The sequence below is a fragment of the Enterovibrio norvegicus DSM 15893 genome (genome assembly GCF_900115495.1).
GTDB lineage: Bacteria > Pseudomonadota > Gammaproteobacteria > Enterobacterales > Vibrionaceae > Enterovibrio > Enterovibrio norvegicus.
Genome location: NZ_FOWR01000001.1, coordinates 225,955 through 248,081 on the forward strand (window position 1 = coordinate 225,955; position 22,127 = coordinate 248,081).

At 47.5% G+C, this 22,127-nt stretch carries 21 protein-coding genes; 7 read left to right on the top strand and 14 right to left on the bottom strand.

What is annotated here, in order from left to right; all coding sequences use genetic code 11:
- Positions 1-117 precede the first annotated feature (117 nt).
- Positions 118-1,005 (bottom strand): urea carboxylase-associated family protein, encoded by an 888-nt coding sequence (locus tag BM082_RS00950; protein WP_074924913.1) that lies wholly within the window; start codon positions 1,003-1,005, stop codon positions 118-120.
- A 263-nt stretch (positions 1,006-1,268) separates the two neighbouring features.
- Positions 1,269-2,840: an OpgC domain-containing protein gene (gene opgC, locus BM082_RS00955; RefSeq protein WP_074924915.1), complete on the bottom strand. Its 1,572-nt coding sequence runs from the start codon at positions 2,838-2,840 to the stop codon at positions 1,269-1,271.
- 266 nt (positions 2,841-3,106) lie between these two features.
- Between opgC and BM082_RS00960 the strand changes: the two genes are divergently transcribed.
- The 3 genes from BM082_RS00960 (at position 3,107) to BM082_RS00970 (ending at position 4,900) form a co-directional block, all read left to right on the top strand.
- On the top strand, positions 3,107-3,532 hold the full coding sequence (locus BM082_RS00960) for a DUF4156 domain-containing protein (protein WP_017015891.1): 426 nt from the start codon (positions 3,107-3,109) through the stop codon (positions 3,530-3,532).
- A gap of 212 nt (positions 3,533-3,744) precedes the next feature.
- On the top strand, positions 3,745-4,290 hold the full coding sequence (locus BM082_RS00965; RefSeq protein WP_017015892.1) for an outer membrane protein: 546 nt from the start codon (positions 3,745-3,747) through the stop codon (positions 4,288-4,290).
- Between the two features lie 196 nt (positions 4,291-4,486).
- The gene (locus tag BM082_RS00970) at positions 4,487-4,900 is read left to right on the top strand and encodes a GFA family protein (RefSeq protein ID WP_074924917.1); all 414 of its coding nucleotides are present in this window, start codon (positions 4,487-4,489) and stop codon (positions 4,898-4,900) included.
- Between the two features lie 102 nt (positions 4,901-5,002).
- Here BM082_RS00970 and BM082_RS00975 read toward each other — a convergent pair whose 3' ends face one another.
- On the bottom strand, positions 5,003-6,157 hold the full coding sequence (locus BM082_RS00975; RefSeq protein WP_074924919.1) for an aminotransferase-like domain-containing protein: 1,155 nt from the start codon (positions 6,155-6,157) through the stop codon (positions 5,003-5,005).
- 109 nt (positions 6,158-6,266) lie between these two features.
- Between BM082_RS00975 and BM082_RS00980 the strand changes: the two genes are divergently transcribed.
- Entirely contained in the window at positions 6,267-7,136 is an 870-nt protein-coding gene (locus BM082_RS00980; RefSeq protein ID WP_074924921.1) for an AraC family transcriptional regulator, read from the top strand.
- 86 nt (positions 7,137-7,222) lie between these two features.
- On the opposite strand, the gene BM082_RS00985 is transcribed toward BM082_RS00980, so the two are convergent.
- On the bottom strand, positions 7,223-7,831 hold the full coding sequence (locus tag BM082_RS00985; protein WP_074924923.1) for a YitT family protein: 609 nt from the start codon (positions 7,829-7,831) through the stop codon (positions 7,223-7,225).
- A gap of 208 nt (positions 7,832-8,039) precedes the next feature.
- On the opposite strand from BM082_RS00985, the gene BM082_RS00990 reads away from it, so the two are divergent.
- Complete coding sequence (locus BM082_RS00990) at positions 8,040-8,426, top strand: TraR/DksA family transcriptional regulator (protein WP_244275874.1); 387 nt, start codon at positions 8,040-8,042, stop codon at positions 8,424-8,426.
- A gap of 339 nt (positions 8,427-8,765) precedes the next feature.
- On the opposite strand, the gene BM082_RS01000 is transcribed toward BM082_RS00990, so the two are convergent.
- The 3 genes from BM082_RS01000 to BM082_RS25255 form a co-directional block, all read right to left on the bottom strand.
- Entirely contained in the window at positions 8,766-9,056 is a 291-nt protein-coding gene (locus tag BM082_RS01000) for a putative quinol monooxygenase (RefSeq protein WP_017009768.1), read from the bottom strand.
- 140 nt (positions 9,057-9,196) lie between these two features.
- A complete protein-coding gene (locus tag BM082_RS25250; RefSeq protein ID WP_244275876.1) occupies positions 9,197-9,403 on the bottom strand; it encodes a zinc-binding dehydrogenase in 207 nt (68 codons plus the stop codon).
- 68 nt (positions 9,404-9,471) lie between these two features.
- Entirely contained in the window at positions 9,472-9,981 is a 510-nt protein-coding gene (locus BM082_RS25255) for a zinc-binding dehydrogenase (protein WP_342028233.1), read from the bottom strand.
- Between BM082_RS25255 and BM082_RS01010 the strand changes: the two genes are divergently transcribed.
- Complete coding sequence (locus tag BM082_RS01010) at positions 9,980-10,525, top strand: LysR substrate-binding domain-containing protein (protein ID WP_425285234.1); 546 nt, start codon at positions 9,980-9,982, stop codon at positions 10,523-10,525. The genes BM082_RS25255 and BM082_RS01010 overlap by 2 nt on opposite strands.
- Positions 10,526-10,720: 195 nt before the next feature.
- Positions 10,721-12,550 carry a hypothetical protein gene (locus BM082_RS01015; RefSeq protein ID WP_074924927.1) on the top strand — a complete coding sequence of 610 codons (1,830 nt, stop codon included), beginning with the start codon at positions 10,721-10,723 and terminating at the stop codon, positions 12,548-12,550.
- 70 nt (positions 12,551-12,620) lie between these two features.
- Here BM082_RS01015 and BM082_RS01020 read toward each other — a convergent pair whose 3' ends face one another.
- From BM082_RS01020 to BM082_RS01050, 7 genes are all read right to left on the bottom strand, one after another.
- A complete protein-coding gene (locus BM082_RS01020; RefSeq protein WP_074924929.1) occupies positions 12,621-14,030 on the bottom strand; it encodes an aspartate aminotransferase family protein in 1,410 nt (469 codons plus the stop codon).
- 67 nt (positions 14,031-14,097) lie between these two features.
- On the bottom strand, positions 14,098-15,615 hold the full coding sequence (locus BM082_RS01025) for an NAD-dependent succinate-semialdehyde dehydrogenase (RefSeq protein ID WP_074924931.1): 1,518 nt from the start codon (positions 15,613-15,615) through the stop codon (positions 14,098-14,100).
- A gap of 219 nt (positions 15,616-15,834) precedes the next feature.
- Positions 15,835-16,821, bottom strand: a complete 987-nt coding sequence (locus BM082_RS01030; RefSeq protein WP_074924932.1) for an Ldh family oxidoreductase — start codon at positions 16,819-16,821, stop codon at positions 15,835-15,837.
- Between the two features lie 190 nt (positions 16,822-17,011).
- Positions 17,012-17,599 carry an aminomethyltransferase family protein gene (locus tag BM082_RS01035; RefSeq protein ID WP_017009772.1) on the bottom strand — a complete coding sequence of 196 codons (588 nt, stop codon included), beginning with the start codon at positions 17,597-17,599 and terminating at the stop codon, positions 17,012-17,014.
- Position 17,600: 1 nt separating this feature from the next.
- A complete protein-coding gene (locus tag BM082_RS01040; protein WP_074924933.1) occupies positions 17,601-20,510 on the bottom strand; it encodes an FAD-dependent oxidoreductase in 2,910 nt (969 codons plus the stop codon).
- On the bottom strand, positions 20,507-20,866 hold the full coding sequence (locus BM082_RS01045) for a sarcosine oxidase subunit delta (RefSeq protein WP_017009774.1): 360 nt from the start codon (positions 20,864-20,866) through the stop codon (positions 20,507-20,509). Before BM082_RS01045 ends, BM082_RS01040 begins: the two co-directional genes overlap by 4 nt.
- A 10-nt stretch (positions 20,867-20,876) precedes the next feature.
- Entirely contained in the window at positions 20,877-22,124 is a 1,248-nt protein-coding gene (locus tag BM082_RS01050) for an FAD-dependent oxidoreductase (RefSeq protein WP_017015901.1), read from the bottom strand.
- Between the last annotated feature and the right edge of the window lie 3 nt (positions 22,125-22,127).

Below are 22,127 nucleotides of genomic sequence, written 5' to 3' on the forward strand. Positions count from 1 at the left end.
AGAAATGCGATGGCTTCACACTGACTAAAGACGTGTTTGGCCGTGTGAATGCTTTCTAGTTGTTGTTCGCGTGGGATGTATTCTATAAATGCCTGTCCTTATAGAGGGACACTCTTACTACCCCGGAACATATCCGCTGGGTTTAAACGGAATCCAATCGTTTAATGCTTTTGCAGGTGGGGTGAACACTTCGACCGTTAGCGGGAAGCACTGCGCCTCATCACTGGAGTGGGTTGAGCTGCAGTCCCCGCCGGGGCATGCTGATAAAGCGCCCAGCAAATCGGTTTCAGCGAAGAACTCTATATAATCTCCCTGTCTGACAGGGCTTGCCTTCATAAAGTACTGATGGGTATTACGTGTAAATCCCGTACACATGAACACATTCATCACATCATGAACATGAGGCTCTGCGTCTTTCCGGCTAACGCCGAGCTTCTCAGCAAGCGCTTTGGTGAGGTTGGAATGACAACAGTGATGGTAGTTTTCACCATGAAGGCGATGGTGGGTGTAGGGATCGCACCGGGTACCAATTACATCGTGTACGCTTGCACCGTCATCGTCCCACCCATACCACGCTAATGAATTATCTGTGATGGTGGCGATAGGGCGAAGATAAGGCATGTTGCTCCAAAGTCTGTCGCCGAGAGAGACATGGGTGGCATGGAGTTGACGGGTTTTGCCGCTAAAAAAGCGCTCACTCAAGTTATCCCGCTGCCAGAGGTTTAAATCTCCAACCTGTGAACCGTGTAAACAAGAAATACGGAAGAAGCTGCCAGCAGGAACAGTGAAACAACGCGCCTCCCTAGGTGGCACCTCCAGCTTCACAGCTCTGACTGCCTCACTCCTTACAGTCTGGTAAAACGACGCATTGAATGGCGGAAGGCTTTCAACGCCGTAACACACAACGGGCTTGGCCGCACGGCGCGCTTCAGCATCAGAAGGCTCTGGATGTGTGGTTTTCCAATCAGCTTCGCCATCACGCACCTGCTTTGCACTGTTGCTCATACCATCACCTCCATGTAATCGTTATCACTGGAGTATAGGCATACTTGGCTAACGGGCCATTCGCACTCTTTAGAATATGACAGCGTTGAGTGGGAGCAGGAATACGGGACAGGCACTTCTAGAAAGCACTTCTAGAAAACCATCAGTTTCATATATCAGTGCTTTTGGGTTCAGCGCGCAGTATCTGCGCCATTTCTATCCGAAATCGAGCTACGTCGAGTATGAGATTCAATACTCATTCGTAGCTCGATTCCTCTCTCACATTAATACCAATTGTTGAAATGGATGGTCAGCATCGCTGCTTTGTTGTGGGTGAAAGTCACTTGCTCTTTGGATGGGGGCCCTTGTAGTGATGGGTTATTGGAATAACCAAACCCTTCAATCGGAATTTGGTTGTCTGCCAAGGTGATCAGTCCATCTTTATTCCTGTCTTGGAAGGCAAACACCACATACTTGCCCGCTGCTAACTCATCGAGCGTGATTCCTTCCTTCGCTTCTTCTGGGGTGTACTTCTGCCAATGAACAGACGGTACAGCGGTAATGTCATCGAATTCGCTGTACACCATCAAAACCACCGGATCTTGAGGTTCACGAACGTCTTTCAATTTGATGGTGAGCGGAAATTTTTCGTTCCCGACCATCAACGTATCATTATCCGCGGTGTTAGCCATAGAGACATTCAGCGCGAGAAGCCCGCCAATACCGGTTGTGATGGCTGCTCCCCAATATTGGGTAGAAGAGCGGCCTTTGGTGAATTCACGGATCCAAGCAGGCACCCAAAGGCTGGCCACAAAGCCGAACATTACCGCCAGATAGAAAGGCTCGAAACGGATCTCTGCGAGCAGTGGTGCGGCAAAGTAAATCATCGCAGTTTGCCAAGCAAAAACATGCAAAGAATGGCGGCCGATGTAGCTCAGAGGACGGAACGTGAGCGCATTAGGGAATTTACTGATTACCAGTGCAATCAGATAAACCCACATGGACAGCGTCAGTAAACGCAGCCAGCCTAATTCAGATTTATCAGCAAGGCCGTAGATAATGCCGCGGTGGATGCCCATGCTTAAAAACGCACCATGGTGAGCGGCAAACAGGATGCCGATACCCGCAATGCATAAAAAGGTAAGCATAGGATGATGCCAACGAATCAGGTTGCCGCGCTGAAGCTGGAATCCGATGGCGGAGCCAACAACAAACAACAGTTGCCACGCGAACGGGTCAAAATACCCTGCGTGCAAGGTGAAGGCGTCGAATACGCCGCTACCCATAACAGCGTTAAGCTGGCGTTCAGAGATCTCGCCACTCGTAGACCAAAGCAGCAGACTGACACCGAGTACGAGCCAGAATAAACCTTTTCGATACATGGCAATGAGCAGCGGCAGTAACAGCATGAAAATGATATAGAGCGGCAATATGTCAAAGTAGCTGGGTTTGTTGATTAAGACTGCACTGAACAGCAGCGTTTCGAGCGGCGCAGTGAGCAAATTCGGGAAGTTTTGTGCCAAAAGATTTTGGTGATCAGGGAAGGCGTATTTGCTGGCGAGAAACCAGATAAACACAGCAACTAAGCACACAATATGATAGCGATAGAGCGTGAACGCGCGATGGAATGCTTTAGCGCGCACGTCTGCATTCGACAAGGCATCTCGACTATAAATCGCGCCTGCTAATAGGGCGGAAATAAACACAAACCCTTCCGCTGGACCAAAAGGCCCGAGTGGCTCTGATGTGAAGTATTGAACGGGCGAACGACCGCCACTGATCCAAAACAAATGGTTGATTGTCATCAACAAGAGCAATAGCCCTCGTATGCTGTCTAACGCGGGTATCCGTTTCATCACTTTCTCCCTTAAAAGTCTTTGAATCATTGTGCGAGATGTTCACAACGCAGATCTGACTGTTTGTGCTTTTTTAGACGCAGTGCATTGAATATTCGTGATTTACCTAAAGGAAAAATGACGTCTGATGCATCGCGTGAATAAGACAAAAAATGAAAGGCGTATCAATGGTAAATAAATAGGCAGGGAAGTGCGTAAAAAGTGTTTGTCTTTGCATCGAGTGAGGATAAACTTCGCGGCCTTATTTACTTCGAGAATCATCATTGATGAAAGCGTTAATGATTGGTGTAGCGGTCTCTATCGCAACACTACTAACAGGCTGTGTGACGTTCCCAACGACCGAGTCTGAGCAAGTTAAAGTGATTTGGGATGACGTGGATGCGCTGAAAGGCTGTGAGCACAAAGGCACGGTGATCGGCTCTGAAGGCCACTTCTATGATTACTGGCTACACGCAGATAAAGACATGGTATGGGGCACACTCAACCAAATGCGAAAAAAAGCAGCAGCACTGGGCGGCGATACCTTGTATTTGTACCAACCTTTTGATTTCAGCTCGTCAGTGACCATGTTTGCAAACGCCTACGCGTGCCAGCCCGCTCAACCTGACGTTGACGTGGTGGAAGAAACCGTAGACGTGTCGATGGAAGCGGCTGTTGTGTCTGAAGAGAAAGCAGAAGCAACCGCACAATAAATCGTCATGTTTAAATGAAAAAGCACAATCTCAGCACTGTTTGAGGTTGTGCTTTTTTGTACCTAAACGCCTGTCTTCAATGTATTTGTTGCCTAAATAAAACAATGTTTTATTGTTTTGTTACATTTGAATCGTTTCATCTTACTTCCTACGTGCTTAGCATTCTCTCGCCCGAAAGTGGTACTACATTCTTAAATTAGAGTAATCGCACTATGTATAAGTACGTTCTAGCAACAGCCTTGGTTGTTTTACCTCTTGCCGCGAATGCGCAACACTATGCAGCGGCGGGATTCACACAAGTCGCACATGATGCGGGGTTTGGTGACCTTCACCATCATTACGACGGGGGAAAGATCATTTATGGCCATGAGACCGACATTGAGTGGTTGGCGATTGAAGGAGAGGTGTCTCATGTGTCTGGCCGTTACCCAATGGGGGGTAGGTTAGTAAGTTCAAATTCAACGTACGTTCATCTTACGCCAACGGCATACCGCAATTTTGACCACAACTTCCGTTTATTTGCGCGGTCAGGCTTGGGGAAAAAGTGGGAAACAGATCGTTATACCTACGCGGGTGAGCAAATGCGAGGCACGGGTAGCAGCTTTTCTTACACTTATGGTGCGGGTGTTCAGCATTTTTATAACCTTGAGTCGGGTGAAAAGTTGGTAAGCCGATTGGGTATCAACCGCATTGGTAATGTTCAACGTGATAGAAACGAATCTGCCTCGATCGACTTGATGTTCGGCGCAAGGTTTTAAGTCGTCTCATGCGTCATTGTCGTTTTCGTATTGTTGCCTTTTTGCACGACACCCTTTTAGAAAACGCGCATATTCGCTGATGAATTTTTTCCCTCATTGCTGTGATTAAATGGCATGACATCGTGAAGTTACGGTATCAAGGTGCATAGAATTATGTTGATATGGTCGAAATGTAATCAAAATGTTATGGGGGAATATGGAATTTCCGATTGAAGGCGCATGCCAATGCGGTCAGGTAACATACAAGCTTCATGCAGCACCGAACATGGTGATTGCTTGTCATTGCACTGAATGCCAAAAGCTTTCTACGGCGCCATATAGCGTGACGGCGATGGTAGATGCGGACGCAATTGCGTTTAGCGGTGAGATGAAAGAGTGGAGCCGTCCTGCTGACAGTGGGAATCGCAGTGCCGCGAAATTTTGCACAGGCTGCGGTAATCGTATTTACCACTTTAACCCAGAAGACTTGTCCGTTGTGAAATTGAAGCTCAAGCCCGTGAATGTGGAAGATGAAACCATTCTGACCCCAACGGCGCATATTTGGGTATCACAGAAGCAGAAATGGTTTGTCGTTCCCGATGACGTAAAGGTGTTTGATAAACAGCCTTAATGTGACAAGCCTAATATCAATAACCCACGCATAAAAAATGCCGCTTTGCTCATTAGAGCCAGCGGCATTTTCTTTGTCTGTTTGGTGACAAGTAGGCGGGAGTTAACCGACCTGTTCTTGAAGTACCTTGGCGAGACGTTTAACGGCTTCTTCAAGCTCGTCTGGCGTGGCGTTGGTGAAGTTAAGTCTCAACGCGGCTTTCGCTTTGTCATGCGCAGGGTAGAACACAGGGCTTGGTACCACTGCTACACCGTTAGCAAGCAAGGTTTTCGCCAGCGCAAAGGTGTCGCACTCTGGCAAAGACAACCAAACAAACATGCCACCATCAACCGCTTTCAATTCACAGGTCTCTGGCAATTGGCGTTGTAACTCGGCAAACAGCTTTTGGTAACGCGTTTTATACAGGGCGCGAATTTTATCGATGTGCAGTTCAAAGTTATCGTGTTGCAACAAACCCAACAGCAGAGCTTGCATAGGCACACTGGAATGCAAATCTGCGCCTTGCTTCACTTTGATCAATGGCTCTAGGTAAGCACGTTTCCCTGTGACTGCTCCCATGCGAAGGCCTGGCGAGGCAATTTTCGAGAATGAACGCAGTACAATGGAATGATCTGGGCAGAAATCCGACGTAAGAGGAATGGCATAGCCTGAGAAGCGAAGTTCGCGGTAAGGTGCGTCCTCAATCAATGCCACGTTGTATTTGATACACAGTTCTGCCACGCGTTGACGTGTTTCCAGTGACCAACATACACCTGTCGGGTTGTGAAAATCGGGCACGGCATAAAACATCTTTGGAGACTGTTCGAAGAAGACAACTTCAAGGGCGTCGAGATCTGGGCCACATTCTGTTTGAGGCACGGTCACAATGTTTGCTTGAACTAAGCCAAACACTTGCATTGCGCCTAAGTAACTTGGCGCCTCCATGACCACGGTATCGTTCGGGTCTATGTAGGCGCGCGCAATCAGGTCGAGACCTTGCTGCGAGCCGGTACAAATCATCGCGATATGGCTTTCTGGCAGTTGGTAATAATCACCGAGGAATTCGAGCAATGGGCCGTAACCTGCCGTCGCGCCGTATTGAAACACTTCTGTCATGTCAGACAAGCTTTCAAGCATGGGTTTCATCAGGTCGATCGGGAAGGTTTTTTCGTCTGGAAGCCCGCCAGCCAATGAAATGACATTTTTGTCTGAAGCCGCCGCGAGGATTTCACGGATGTATGATGATGGGATCTGTTGAAGCGACTTTGCGATTTCCATGGGACTACCTAAACAACCGAAAAATATCTAACAAAAATAATACATGGGATTGCTGAATTTGGAATGTCCATTTATGCTGTTGAATATGTCCATTTATGCTTTTTAAACGATGAGCCAACAACACATTTCCCGTATCAATGATGTTTTGTTTTACATTCACAAAGACATCAGTAAAGAGTTGTCTGCCAAGGAGTTAGCCAAGGTTGCGGCTTACTCAGAGCAGCATTTTCACCGCATTTTTAAGAGTGTGGTTGGTGAGTCTATTCATCAATATATCCGACGGACAAGAATGGAATATGCGGCCAATCAACTGATGTTTGATACGCGTGCCTCGGTAATGGACATCGCAAACTCCTGTGGATTCAACTCTGTGTCGTCTTTTAGTCGTGCGTTTAAAGCGACGTTTCACAGCAGTCCTGGGGAATGGCGTAAGCATGATTTGCTGGTAGCGGAAAAGCCGTATCTTAAAGATCCTGAAGTGGCTGAAGGCTACAGGCGCGTTGCTTCTCGCGGCATTCCAGCCCCCAAAGTGGTTGAAGTGCCAGAAAGGTTAGCGGCCTATGTACGCCACGTAGGCTATAGCCGTTCTATCTCAAATGCATGGCTGATTTTAAAAGCATGGGCGAACGCTGAAGGGCGTCCGTTTGAAACACAATTCGGATTGCATCACTCGAACCCGGCCTGGGTGGAATTGGACAAATGCCGGTACGTTGCCTGCATTGGTATCGACAAACCCATTAAACTCCGTGGGGTGGTGAATCAATTGGTCATTCCCGGCGGCTTGCATGCCGTATTCCGACTCACGGGCATTTATGGGGAGTTACTTCCTCAAATCAGCATGGTGTTAGAGAAATGGTTGCCAGCGTCAGGGTTCAAGCTACGCTCAACGCCTGCCTATGTGCATTATCATGAGAACCATTTTTTAAAAGCCGATGAGCGGTTTGAACTGGATTTCTATCTTCCGATCAGTTTCTTCTAAACGTAATGCCATAAGACCAAAACGAAGCATGCGGCGCTCCTTGGGGGCGCCGCATTCTTTGAGGTAATTGGAGATATTTCGCCAACTTATGTCGCAGGGACATTTGGCTGATAACGACCGGGTTTGTGGTTCAACGCCAGAATCAAATTCACCGTGATAGCGCCGAGGATAGACAAACCGAGGATCTTCAAATCCACGACAAAAAGCGACATTAATACGATGCAGCAATCTAAGCCCATTTGCACATAGCCCGCGCGTAAACCTAAACGCTCTTGAAGGAACAGTGCGAGGATATTGAACCCGCCTAGGCTCATTTTATGACGGAAGATAACCAGCATGCCTGTGCCAATCAAACCACCGCCGAACAAGGCCGCATAGACAGGATCAATCCGCGCGATTTCCAACACATGATGAAGGTGGTCAACCGCGAGAGATACAATGGTCACGGCGATAAAGGTGTTGATGGTAAAACGCCATCCCATGCGCATGACGGATAACACATAGAAAGGGAGGTTGAGGATGAAGAATACTTGGCCGAAACTAAAATCGCTTATCTTAGTCAGGAAGATTGCTAATCCAGCTGTTCCACCCGCCAACAATCCAACGCTATTGAAAAAAATAACCCCTAGAGAAACGAGCGCACTGCCCAAGATGAGTGCGAGTAGGTTTTCTTTCACGTTGTGGTTCTGATCCATTTGAATACTCCCTTTTCAGTGCATGTGTCTCTATTGCATGGTCCATGTACGTGGTGCCGTATGCGGAAATTACGATGTAACGATGCGGATATTACATGCCAATGTCGAGGGTTGGCGGGGTATTCATTGACAAGGTGGTGTTTAACAAAATTTACACATACGATGGCTTCAATGGAGCGAAACCTAATTCGTTAATAGGATGAACGAAATGACGCAAAGCAATGCTACGATATCAACCTTGTTGGCCCACCCTGATGCAACGCTTTCACAGAAAGATCTCGTGGATCTACACCAACGACTTCTTGATAAGCGGGAGGAGTTGGTGGCGCAAGCAGATCTTCTGGAAAAAGAAATCACTCGGAAGGAAGATTGTTCATTGGCCGACGAGGTAGAAGCGTCGTTTTATCGCGCTGAGGCCAATAGAGCTGAGGTTCAGCTTACCCAGAATCATGGGTTAATGAATGAGATTTCACGCGCTTTCTTGCGGCTTGAAAGTGGGCAGTATGGTGTGAGTGTTGAAACGGGCGATCCCATTCCCTTGGCACGTTTACGCTTATTGCCTTGGACGGAATATTGCACCGAAGATTTGGAATAACATATTGCCAAGCAAAGGTCTAATTCAGAACGCATTAATGTTCTTGAGTGGCAATTTTTATTGCCGCGCCAGTGAGAAAAACACCTGCCACCGCTTCTAGCTGATCAACAAACCCTTTTCGCCAAGGTGTTCACTCATCGTGAAGCTGTTTCCATCTGGGTCTTTCAATGTAAATTCGGGCGCTTTCTAGCCAAAATCACAAATAGGGGTATCAAGTCACATGCTTGGTTCCTTTATGGCCTAACTGGTACGAAATGAAAGGGTGAAAAGAGAGGATCTTCGTTCGATCCTCGCTTTCTTGTTTCTTTCTCTCTATGTTAGGCAACAACGACAATGCGTTTAACCAATCACAGACATTTCACTGACAACGAAACTGGCTACTTTGCCGTCTGTCGCTTCCAAATAATCAGCGAGGTGCTGTCCGCCCATGTGGTCTTGCCAAAGTTCGCGACTCACCCAGTTTTCGAAAAACAAGAAGTGTGCTGGGTTATCGTTGTCTTGATGCAAATCGTACTGCAAACAACCTTCTTCACCACGGGTGATTTCAATCAGTTTCAACAATTCTTCTTTCACAAATTCAACGCTGTCTTCGTTGGCGACAATGTCAGCAACAATGGTGAGTTTAGTCATGGTTCATTCCTTTTAGGTTTAATGCGCTCTACTCGCACGCTATGCAAAACAAAGAAACACAAGCAGAGAAGCGAAACATTTATATTGAATCAGAAATCGCGAATTCGCTTATTTCTTCAACACGTTATTGTTATTTGGGTTCAAAACCCTTCGAGGACGATTTTGCCGATCGACTTGCCAGATTCGAGTTCGGCATGCGCTTCGCGCAAATTTGCCGCATTAATGGTGCCCAAGTTTTTCCCTGCCGTGGTTTGAATGAAACCGCGGTCGACTAAATCAGAAACGCGTGTCAGCAATTTACCATGCTCGTTCATGTCTACGGCGTTGAACATTGAGCGTGCAAACATAAATTCCCAATGAAGCGATAGGCTTTTGAGTTTGATTTTAGAAGCGTCGATGTTTTTCGGATCATCAATCAACCAATTTTGCCGAACGGAGCCAAAATCTGCGTATATGTTTCAAAATACGCTTCTGTGCTGTTCAAACTAGCAACATGCGTGACTTGGCCTATGCCGAGCGCTTCAATCTGTGGCGCAAGATCTTTGGTATGGTCAACAACATGGTCGGCACCTAGCTTGTTCACCCAAGCTTGTGAGCTTTCGCGTGAAGCGGCAGCAATGATGGTTGCGCCGGTGAGCGTTTTAGCAAGCTGAACCAAAATCGAACCCGCACCGCCTGCTGCATCCACAACCAACAATATTTCATTCGACTTGTCGTTAGATTCTGGCGCTTGTTGCTGCAAACCAAGGTGCTCAAACAGAAGCTCCCACGCGGCGATAGCGGTAAGTGGCAGCGCCGCCGCTTCCGCATCAGATAAGCTTTTTGGCTTACGTCCAACAATGCGTTCATCAACCAATTGGAATTCAGCATTGCTGCCTTGGCGCGTCAAATCACCCGCATAGAAAAACATCAGTGATACCAACATCGACTTTTACCGTGATTCCGTTGATATGGCGCTGCGTTATGGTTCATCAACCGATGCCAATATCTACGGCCTCAAGATCTGCAATGTCCCGCGTTTCGTCTGTGCAACGCAGGAATACATCGACAAGCACGGTGAGCCGTTACACCCTCACGATTTACCGTGTCACAATGGTTTGGTCTATCAGCTCTCCGACATTATTCATGACGTGTGGGAGTTTTCGAAAGACGGCATGGATTTCAAGATCAAAGTCAGCGAAAACCGTGCGTCTAACGACGGTGACTTGGTAAGACGTTGGTGCGTCGCGGGGCAGGGTATTGCGTCAAAATCCGGCTTAGACATGCCTAACGAACTGCTGAATGACCGTGTGGTTCGTCTTCTCCCTGATTTCGAACTCAAACCCACAGAGTTATGGTTCATCTTCCCAAGCCGTCAATCCATCACCCCCGTAGCCCAATTACTGCGCGATATGCTGAGAAAGAAAACCGCTGAGGTATTGCATAGCCTGATCGAGAAAGGTCTCGTGGATAAAAGTGTGTTGTTATGATTAATACGTACAGATTGAAATAATAGGATAAGTCACATTTTCCTACCTATTTGGGCAGGTTTACAGTCATTCACAGTTTCGAGACAGCTATTTATTTGTGCATCTAGTAGCATTTTAATCCAACAAAGGGAATCTATTCAGAGTTCACAAACACGAACTCATATATATCAATAAAAATCATGGATGTTGGCTGTCATGAAAAATATATTAATTGGATTGCTATGTGCAGTATTTTTATCTAGTTGTGGCGGAGGAGGTGGTGGTTCTGACTCTGACTCAGGCGGTGGGGCTTCAAGTGGTATAACGGCTAAACAGTCTGTGTTTAGTGTTGATGTTAATAGGGAGTCGCGCTCTGAATATTTTTCTGTTCCTGTAGATGTATCAATTCCAAGTAGTACTAATTCAGTTTACTTCTACTTATTAAGTGATAAGGGAAAAGATTCAGGTGTTACAGGAGTTTCACTCGATATTTATTTAGATGCTGACTCTTCGGTTGCTGTTTATTACTCCCTTCCAGATTATCTATCTAGTGATGGGTACGATGAAAGTTTAACTTTATATTTTTGCTATGACGAAAATTGCAATGATATAATCCCAGGGTCACCTTTTAACATTCAGTTGGAGGTGGATTATGTAATACCGAAATTTTCTAAGACTCTGGATGATACATATGAAATAGAAAGGAGGGCGGATGGGCCATTAGAAAGTATTAAAATAGATGTTCCCGTTGAAAACGTATTAACTGAAGATTTGTCTTTTGTTCATTTTGAAAGTAACTCAGGATATAGCCTTGAATGTTCTTATGGTGATGATGTTAATTTAGCTGAGTGCTTAATTCCTATTAGTGAATTTTCTTCTTTGTCAGAACAGGAAGTTGAAAATGGTAGAAACATAAAAATTTCAATATGTGAGAGAAGAGGATGCGATCTAGGTGTAACGTTTGATAGTAAAAGTATTAACATTAAATACAGGTTGATTGAGATACCAACCCTTGATGTTGAAGAAATAATGTATTGGAATAACACGAGTGAGGCAAAAACAACATCAGTGTACAGTGCATTCTATGATGCGTTATTGAGTTATTATTATAGTAACGAAACTAATACAACCACATTAGTTATCACACCAATGGATGGTGAGCCTCGAATTTTTATCGATCTAAAAAGAAATATAACGACTGGGTTTAACAAACTACACGTCAACGAATTGAATGGAAAGATCTATACACACTTCAGAACGTTAAATAGCACCCATATCTTGTCTATTACGCCTGACTTGGTTGACCCCCAAGCCTCTAGAGTTGCTGCAAGATCACTTTCTTTAACGAATCCAGATTATACAGCAATTACATCAGATTCTTTTTTCGCAACGGAATATCAATCAGACAGTGATGCTGTATATGGTTCTAGAATTGATCTAGATAGTGAAGTGGAAATTGATACTTATGGTCCAATAGCTGCTGCTGAGTTAAGTATTATTTCAAAAAACAATCAACTTTTTGGTAGTCTAAAGAAAAACTCATCTAGTAGTGATTTAACTATTCACAAGTTTTTTGATAATAACATTCTAGAAATAGATAGTGATAATTTTAAAATCACCCCAATTAGTGAAAAATGCAATGATTTACTAGAGGCGGGTAAATATATATTCAATAATTGTGGTGATCGATTAAAGTTGTCTTTAAATGAAAGCGATGAGCCTGATGTTGTTGACAGTATACCTAAGCCCCCATGGTACGTTAAAGGTGATTCGGGTTATTTAAATCGTGAATTATTGGATGTATTTTTTCTATCTAATGAAAGTGGCTTTTTTTATTTTGAATCAGGTCGGAGTACCTTTTCGTCAAGACTGAAATATTATATAACTAGGGTAGATGGAAGTAATGTGATTACTAATGAGTATTTCACTCCGAAGGCACTTTTGGAAGTATATGGGATGTTCCAAGCAAAAGACGGTAGTATTTGGCTTTATGGGATTGATAAATATCGAACTGGCAAGCTGGCCAAGTTAAAAATCGACATTTAAATTTTTGTCTTAGCCTCAAAGAAAAGAGCACCGCACCGACGCTGCTCTTTATTAACTCGAATTAGCGATACTACGCCGCCTTCCAATTCCCGTTGTGCACCAATTTGTTGGTGACTTTGTCCACGGCACGTTTGGCGCGATCGACGATGTCATCAACGTCTGCGGTTGATACCACGAGCGGTGGGGCGAAGCCGAGGATATCGCCGTGTGGCATGGCGCGGGCGATGAGGCCTTCTTCTAAACAGGCTGCGGCAATTTGAGGCCCAATTTTCAAGTTCGGGTCAAAGTGCGTGCGGCGTTGTTTGTCTGGTGAGAACTCCAAGGCGTGCAACAAGCCAATGCCTCGGCTGTCACCAACCAACGGATGATTGGCGAACGCGGTTTGCATTTGTTGTTGGAAATATGCGCCTGTGTCTCTGGCGTTTGCGGTGAGGTTTTCTCGCTCGATAATATCAAGATTACACAACGCAGCTGCTGCGCCTAGAGGGTGGCCGGAATAGGTATAACCGTGACCAATCGCTCCCCACTGATCGGTGCCGTCTTCCAACACTTTCCATACACGTTCGCTGACAATCACACCGGATAGAGGTTGGTAAGCCGAAGTGAGGCCTTTTGCGACCGTCATCAAATCCGGTTTCATGTCGTACATGATGGAGCCAAAGTCAGAACCTAAACGCCCGAATCCACACACCACTTCATCGGCAATCAATAGGATATCGTACTTGTCGAGCACCTTACGGATTTCCTGCCAGTAGCCTTCTGGTGGCGGCACGATGCCTCCTGTACCTAAGACTGGCTCGCCAATCATGGCGGCCACCGTATCTGGCCCTTCAGCGAGGATCATTTTCTCCAGCTCATTCGCGCAGTGCACTGAGAACTCGCGTTCTGTCATGCCGTCGTCTTCACGGCGATAGTAGTAGGGTGCCATGGTGTGTTTGATGCGCTCTAACGGGAGATCGAAATGCGCATGGAACAGCGGCAAACCCGTCATTGAACCTGATGCAATGCTTGAACCGTGATAACCACGATCACGAGAGATGATTTTCTTCTTCTGAGGCAAGCCACGTGCATTGTTGTAATACCAGACAAGCTTGAGCTGTGTTTCATTGGCATCGCTGCCTGACATACCGTAATACACTTTGCTCATGCCTTGCGGTGCCATTTTTATGATGCGCTCAGACAGGGTGATCAGTGCTTCATTGGTGTGCCCGACATAGGTGTGGTAGTAGGCGAGTTGCTTCGCTTGTTCGTAGATCGCCTCTGCCATTTCTTGACGGCCATAGCCGATATTGACGCAATACAATCCCGCAAATGCATCAACCAATTCGATACCTTCAGAATCTTTGATTCGAATACCACTGGCGCTGGTGATGATGCGCCCGGGTAGATCGCCATTCGCGTATTGCTTCAAATGCGTTGAGGCGTGAAACACGTTTTGGCGGTCGATCTCGAGCAGTACTTTGGTGTCGATATTCTTCATGGTTCGCTCCTTGAATGGCCCTTAACTGGCCTTCAACGTTTAATCGTTAAATAGGTTCAGATTGGATTTAGCAGCCACTGGCGGTGTCGAGTCCGCCGAGGCAGTAGTATTTGATTTCGCTGTACTCGTCGAAGCCGTGTCGACTGCCTTCTCGGCCAAGGCCGGATTGCTTCATGCCGCCGAAAGGGATGGGGTGACCGGTCATTTTCACGCTGTTGACACTGACCATGCCAAACTCTAAACCGCGCATCAGTTTCCAAATGTCACGAATGTCATGGCCATAGACATAGGCGGCGAGGCCGTACTCTGTGTCGTTGGCCGCGATGAGTAGATCGTCTAGGTTGTCGTAAGGCAACACGCCCGCAACGGGGCAAAAATTCTCTTCGCGATACACCGCCATGTCTGGCGTGACATTGGTGAGCATGACGGGGTGAAAGAAGTTCTTCCCTGCGGTTTTTTTCTGGTTACCGGCAATCATGGTTGCGCCTTTTTCGAGCGCATCATCGACGAGCATTTGTGCCTTTTCGACGGCTTTTCGATTGATTAATGGGCCAATGTCAGTCGTGGCATTCATGCCATTTCCCACGGTGAGAGATTGCATCTCATTGGCGAAGGCATCGGTAAATTCGGCGTATTTGTCACGGGGGATAAAGATACGGTTTGCGGCCAAACAGTCTTGTCCTGACGTTTGAAACTTGGCATCTACGGCGGCTTTGGCGGCTTCTTTGATGTCCATGTCTGGAAGCACGATAAAGGGTGCATTTCCGCCAAGCTCCATCGAGCATTTTTTTACTGTGCTGGCACATTGTTCGAGTAGGATTTTTCCAACGCGCGTAGAACCCGTAAAAGACAGCGCTTTTACTGCGTCGGCGTTACACAAAACCGCCGATATCATTTCAGGATCACCGGTAACCATGTTAAACACGCCCGCAGGAATGCCAGCGCGTTCAGCGAGTTCTGCCAGCGCGAGCGCTGAAAAAGGCGTTTCGTTGGCGGGTTTCACTATTACGGTGCAGCCAATGGCTAATGCCGCAGCCGCTTTACGCGTGATCATGGCATTGGGGAAATTCCATGGCGTAATCAGTGCGGCGACACCAATCGGTTCTCGAAGTGTGGCGAGTTGCGCGTTAGGAATATGGCTTGGCATGGTTTCGCCATATGCACGACGAGCCTCTTCTGCAAACCAGCGAATGAAAGATGCGCCGTAGTCGATTTCTCCGCGCGCTTCGTTGAGCGTTTTTCCTTGTTCAAGCACCATCAGTTTTGATAGGTCTTCTTTGTTTTCAAGGATCAGGTCGTTCCATGCCATTAAACGCTCAGCGCGCTGTTCTGCAGACAATGCTCGCCACGCAGGAAAGGCGCGATTCGCTGCGTTAACGGCGTTATCGATCTGCGACTTTTTCAGGTCAGTCACATAGCCGAGCACTTTGTCATCGGCAGGGTTAACCACGGCGGTGTCTTTGTTCCCCGCGACCCACTTGCCATTGATGTATGCGAGCTGTCGAAACAGACGCGTGTCATCCAATACCGACAGGACGGCGTTATTGGCTTTTGAATCGTGATGATGAAGATTGACTGCACCCATGAGCGCCTCCCAATGAAAACATACGATCTTGCTTTCATTAACTGTACGTCTGGTTAGGCGCGTTTGTTTTCTGTTCAACAGGGGGAGGGTTGGTGTTTTTTCTGAATAGGCTGAGGGAAGTTGTGTTTTTTTCTGGAAGCGGAATATCTCGGGGTAAAGACAAGAACCCCATTGGAGATGCTGGGGTCTTGTTCAGGGGAGTTTTTCTACAAAACGGCGCTATTTAGGGCCTTCGGACAGACTCAGTGCCAAGTGCCATAAAGAATCAGGCACATCAACCTCAGTCAGCTCATTGATATATTGGCCCGGCAATCGGGTGCCTTCGTCTTGTGAAACCAGATCTGACACTTGCTGGCAGCGTTCATAGAAGGTGTCAGAATTTGCGGGATCAATCACCAGAAAATACTGGCCGAGATCGTGGGGGTCGCCGTTGGTTGCTTTTAACGGCTTAACGAACTGAGATGCAATACCGCCCGTGAGACCTGCAGTAAGCAATTCTGCCATCAATCCAAATCCCCAGCCTTTATATCCGCCAGCGGATACCAAAGAACCGGCTAAGGCTTTATGTGGGTCAGTGGTAGGGTTGCCATCTTCATCCAGTGCCCAGCCTTCAGGAATACTTTCCCCCGCTTCTTTCGCCATGGTGATTTTACCCAGAGCGACTACCGTGGTGGATTGGTCAAACTGCATTGCAATGCCACCATCGCCGTCTGGTACAGAGAAAGCAACTGGGTTGGTGCCGATGGTGCGAATTTTCCCTCCGGGAGGGGCAACGATGGGGGAGGAATTGGTAAACCCTATGGCGATAAAACCCCGGCGAGCAATTTGCTCGGTGAAGTAGCCTAATGATGTGCACGTGTGGCTGTGGCCAATGGCGAGCGCGGCAATACCGTTATCTTTAGCGGCGTCCATGACAGTCGGAAATGCACGAACAAACGCTGATTGCGCAAAACCAAATTTCGCATCGACTTGAACCACGCCAGGTTTTGGCGTTGAAATTACAGGTTCCGCGTCTTTAGAAACACGACCTGATACCAGTTGCTCGCAATAACTTTGCAGATAATAAAGCCCACAAATTCGATTCTGTCGGGATTCGTTTTTTGCGACGGCAAGTGCGACAGATTCTGCTATCCAAGGTAAAGCACCGTGCTTTTCCAATGCGGTTTTACAAACCTCTTGGATCTCCGAAATGGTGATGGTTGGCATACATACTCCTTTAGAATTTGTCACTCAAATCAGGAGCTTTGCACTCAGTGGTTTGCATTGAGAGCAAAAATCCCGATCTCGTGTCCATTGGTTAGCCCATTCAATCCCTAAATGGGCCTTCAATGTGTTTTAGTCTTGCAGGTAAAGCGATTGCAGGTAAAACGACTGCGGGAGAGCGCTTTTTTATGCTCTATTGAAACTCGTGAGCTGCATCAGCCAACGCGTCCCATAAATACGCAGCACTAGAAATATCACTCAGGATCAGAAAGCGAGTTTGCTTGAGATCGGTATTAGATGCGTTGACCACGACAGATGAGACACGCGCTACCGATGTTTGTGCGATATGCCCTGATGGAAATGCGTCTGGTTGGAGGTCCACGGCACAGACTTTGGCAAACAGTTGTGGGCATTTATCGCCAGTCAGAACAAACATCGCTGAACTGTGTTGGCAATATAAACGCGTCACTTGTTGATTGCTCGTTGCTGACTTTTCCATGCTGAGCATGAGATCGGTATGTTGGTCCTTAACATCAATGATCCAATACTCGGTGAAGCCAAGCCTTAACACCCACAAGCCGTTGTCCATTTCCGTTGCTTGGTTTGGTTTAGAAGGCAGCGCAATGTGGTGGTCGGTCAAAAATGACGCAGTTTGCTCTCCTCTGAATCCAATGCGATTTGTGATGGTCGCATCGTAGAAGGAGATGGAAGACAACGGCTGATTTTGATCAATGCAGCTGTCTCTTTGCTCTGGTTGAGCACTGATTAAAAATGAAAACATACTAAATGACCTCCTGGCGTGCGCCATCTGGATCATAGAAGGGCAGAGACACAACTTCTGGCCACACTTCCTTACCATCGATACGTATTGGGAACAGTGTGCCGGGTTCTTGTTGATTGATACCGACAAAGGCGAGACCAATGTAAGCATCCAGCGTCGAGGAAAAATCACAGGAGGTGACATTGCCCGTGATAGTAGAATCGTGACCGGCTTTGTCTAACACCAAATGGCCTTCTTCGGGTTTTGCAGATGATTTATCCAGCTTAAAACCCACCAATTTTCGCGTTTGTTCTCGACGCATGACAATATCGACAGAACGTGAACCCACATAAAAAGGTTTGGCTTTTGCTATTGCCCATCCCAATGACAATTCACCAGGGTGCGACATGCCGTCGGTATCTTGTCCGACAATGATATGGCCTTTTTCTAAGCGAAGTAGACGCTGTGCTTCGACACCGAACGGGCGCATGTCAAATTCTTCACCTGCAGACATTAGCAAGTCCCAAATTTTCAGTGCGAACAGGGTTGGCATGTGGATCTCGTAGCCAAGTTCGCCAACAAACCCCACGCGCGCTAGGCGAACGGGCATACCATCAATGTGTCCTTCTCGATAGAAGAGATACGGGAATGCATCGGGTGCGAAATCCACATCTGAACAGACTTTTTCAAGTACTTTTCGTGCGAGAGGGCCAGCAACATTGACCGCAGAAAATGCAGACGTCACGTTAGCAATATCAACGTCTAATTGCCATTGTGCGTTCCACTTTTTCATTTCACGGTAAACCGCATCAACACCGCTGGTGGTCGCTGTGACGTAGTAATGATCTTCTGCAATACGGCACGCCACGCCATCGTCAACGACCACGCCTTGCTCATTGGTCAGCACCGCGTAACGTGTTTTTCCCACGGGCTGTTTAACAAATGCAAAGGTGTACATACGATTGAGAAATTCGGGTGTATCAGGGCCATACACTTCAATGCCACCAAGCGTGCTGACATCAATGATGCCGACATTTTGTCGAACCGCTAACGCTTCATCTTGGATTAGTGCATGACGATTACTGGGCTCACCATAATAAGCTGGTCGACGCCATGCGCCTGCGGGCATGAATTGTGCGCCGAGTTCTTCATGCCTTGCATGCATCGGTGTGAGACGTTCAGGATTGAAAATTCTTCCTGCTAGATAAGCGAGCTTTTCAGGAATGAAAGGCGGACGAGCTGTGGTTACGCCTGTTTCACTGACGGTTCTCTCTGTGGACTCTGCCACCAAACGTGCAGTGGCGAGCGCGGAATGGCGGCCTTGAGAGGGCCCCATGCCCACGGTAGAAAAGCGTTTGACGAGTTGAATGTCACGATAGCCTAAACGCGTTGCATTGATGATGTCTTTGGATTGAAGGTCTTCATCGAAATCAACAAAATCTTTCCCTTTAGGATGAGGGAAGATAGGCCAAGGAAAATTCGTGTTTTGGTCACAGGTGATCACGCCACCAAGAACATCTGACAGCCCAAGATTGACCAAACAGGTTTGCGCAGCGCTTTCGCCATCAGCCAACACTTTGCCAAGTGCATGAATACCATTTACCGATCCTGCGATATGGAGATTGTTCGGTAGGTTCTTGAGTGTAAAGCGTGCGGAGGTGTCGTTGTAGGTCAATTGCGCGCCTGCCTGACAAAGCAACTGATAAGTTGGCATGTACCCCGATGACACACAGAGAAGATCGCATTCAACGGTTGAAACACGTTGTGCGACGTTGCCATCCTCATCAAGAGAATGAACCTCGACAGCAGAAAGGTGGTTGTTGCGCGCTTGCGCCTCGAACACTGTCGCGCCTAATACGACAGGGATCCCGAGTGTCTGCGCTGCATTGACCAGATCAGGACATCGCTGGGTTTTACGCATATCGATGATCGAAACGACTTCTACACCTTGTTGAGCCAGTTCGATGGCGGCAAGGTAACCGTCATCATTGCCCGTTAATACCACGGATTTATTGCCCGGCTTGATGGCGTAGTGCTTCATGAGCCTCATTGCCGCGCTGCAGAGCACAATGCCGGGGATGTCGTTGTTTCGGAAAACGACGTGTTGTTCAAATTCGCCTGATGCCACAATGCACTGCTTTGCGCGGACTTTGTACATGCGATTGCCCGTGAGAACGGGCAGGTAGTTGTCGGTGAACCATGCATTACAAACGGCGTCCGTCAATACGCGGATCTTAGGATGGTCAATGACAGCTGAACGAAGGGCGTTAAGCTTTTCATCGGCTATTTCACCGTCGATATCGAAGCGGTGATAGGTGAGTGCGCCACCTAACTGTTTGTTCTCATCGATGAGGAGCACATCTGCACCACCTTGTGCAGCAGTAATTGCAGCGTTCAAACCGGCAGGGCCTGCGCCGACAATCATTACGTCGCAGAACAGATACGCTTTGTCATGGTAGGTGGGTTCGACGTCGAGGTTTGCTTTCCCCAATCCTGCTTTTTTACGGATCAGTGGTTCCCATTTGTCCCAAATACCTTTTGGCTTATAAAAAGCACGGTAGTAAAAGCCAACCGGCATAAACCGTCCGACTTTTTCGAGCAAGGCATCCTTATCGTTTTCTAATGAGCCATTATAATTTTGGCCCATGACCATGGGGGCTGTTGAAATATCAACGCGATCCGCTAGGACATTGGCTTCATCGGGAAGTTGAACCAGTGTATTGGCATCTTGACCTGCCATGGTTAATGGCCCGCGAGGACGGTGATATTTGAACGATCGTGACATCAGCCATTGGTCGTTTGCAATCAAGGCACTGGCAACGGTGTCGCCGTCATATCCAAGGTAGTGCTTGCCTTCAAACTCAAAGCTGACGGTGTTGTCGCGAGAAATCAAAGAGCCCATCGGCGGAGACAATCGATTATTATCAATCATGATTGTGCTCCTTTCCCTTCGCCGCTTTTAGCATCGACAGCATTAGCATTAGCATTAGCATTAGCTTCGTGCGTATCGGCATCGAAATTGATTCTTTCTTTATAAATTTCACTGGGATCATAGGTTCGAATAATCTCATCTGAGGCGGTGTGTCTTTCAGCAATAAACCAATAGCCAGAGGCGCTATGAAACCACCACTCTTTGACGATTTTGATGGTGTTGTCTGAATAGAAAACATATTCCGCCCACGCTTTATCAGAGCAGTTTTTATGGTCGGGCATGGCTTTCACTTCGCCGCCGTAGACAAATTCACTGATGTTTCTTGGGCCGTTTAAAGGACAAGGCATTATCTTCATATCACTACTCCTAATGGCTCGCGGCCGTGGCCCCCATTTCATTGACTTGTCGGAATGCATCGAACCTGTCCATCGAAAACGGTGCTATCAGATCAGGCACTTTCCCGCCAGACGCGACAAGTTGTGCCATGGATTTGCCGCAGATTGGCGTGGCTTTAAAGCCCCATGTTCCCCAGCCAGCATCCAAGTAGTAATTCTCGACGGGACTCAACCCCATAATAGGGCTGTAATCGCTGGTCATGTCCGTGGTGCCTGCCCATTGGCGTAGCAATTTGAAATTGGCCATGAAGGGGAACATTTCTATCGCGCTGGCGATCAGGCTTTCTTTCAAATCAAGCGTCGAGCGCGTGTTGTAAAGCGGGTAAGGATCTGAACCACCGCCGAACACAATTTCACCTCGGCCCGTTTGCTGCACATAGCAATGAAGGGCAGAAGAACTGACAAGAGGATCAAGGAAAGGTTTGACGGGGGTCGTCACCATGGCTTGCAGTGGGTAACTGGTGAGCGGCATTCTAAAGCCTGCCATGGCAGCAACAATTGAGCTGTGTCCTGCGACGGCCTGAACCACAGCGCCACAACCGACCGTTCCGCGGTTGGTCTCCACCGAGACCACTTTTCCGTTTTCGGTGTTGATGTTGGTTACTTCGGTAAGTTGGTGCAGTTCAACACCACGCTGTGTCGCGCCTTTTGCATAACCCCACGCCACAGCATCATGCCTGGCGGTCGCGCCATCCATGTGCCAAAGGCCGGCCAGAATCGGAAGATCCGCCGGGTTCATATTGAGGGTAGGGACAAGCTCTCGAATTTGTTGGGGATCGATGAGTTCAGTGCGTCCACCAAAATGCTTGTTTACTTCGGTGCGTTGTCGAAAAGATCGCACCGTGGCGTCGGTATGCGCCAGTGTTAGCTGCCCACGAGAGGAATACATGATGTTGAAATCAAATTCGTTCGAGAGGTTTTGAAATAGCTTCACGGACTCGCTGTAAAACTTCACACCTTCTGATGTCAGGTAGTTTGAGCGAATAACGGCTGTGTTTCGCGCGGTATTGCCGCCGCCGAGGTACCCCTTCTCCAAAATAGCCACGTTGGTAATGCCGTGATACTTCGCGAGGTAATACGCTGTTGCGACGCCGTGTCCGCCACCGCCAATGATGACCACATCATAGTGGCGTTTGAGATCGGTAGGGACGGGCAAGTCCATGTCGTTCTCAAAGGGATAGTCATTGGTAAGACCATATTTTAATAATGAAAAAGGCACTGT